The 293-nt window shown below is 54.9% G+C and carries 1 protein-coding gene; it reads right to left on the bottom strand.

What is annotated here, in order from left to right; translation table 11 throughout:
• A partial coding sequence (locus ACTHRE_RS11105; RefSeq protein WP_440345280.1) for an asparaginase domain-containing protein occupies positions 1-293 on the bottom strand: 293 nt, incomplete at both ends.

The following is a 293-nucleotide window of genomic DNA, read 5'->3' as shown; positions in this document are numbered from 1 at the left end:
AACTTTGGCTTCAGGATTTGGAAGACGCGGTTTGAGGTCGTCTGAATGGTCGGTCGGGGCAATACGGATATTGTGCCAACCTTTGTTTTCCTCCCATTCGGCGAGTGCGCCAAAATGAAGATTGTCAAAACCTGCGGCGGTTTCGGTGCTGACCTTGCTGCTGCCGACGGATGGGAAGAGCTTGCCGTCAAAGGCAATCGCCACTTGTTTGAGATTGAGCGAGAAGGCAGAAACAGCGGTGGCAAGGTTGCGCGGCGCATCGCTGTTGGCGGCATCGTAAGGCCATTGCGATC

Origin of the sequence: Neisseria sp. P0001.S007, from assembly GCF_051963655.1 — a bacterium.
In the GTDB taxonomy this organism is placed as follows: Bacteria; Pseudomonadota; Gammaproteobacteria; order Burkholderiales; family Neisseriaceae; genus Neisseria; species Neisseria subflava_A.
The sequence above is the reverse complement of the archived record's forward strand: the minus strand, read 5'-3'. Positions and strand labels throughout refer to the sequence as shown.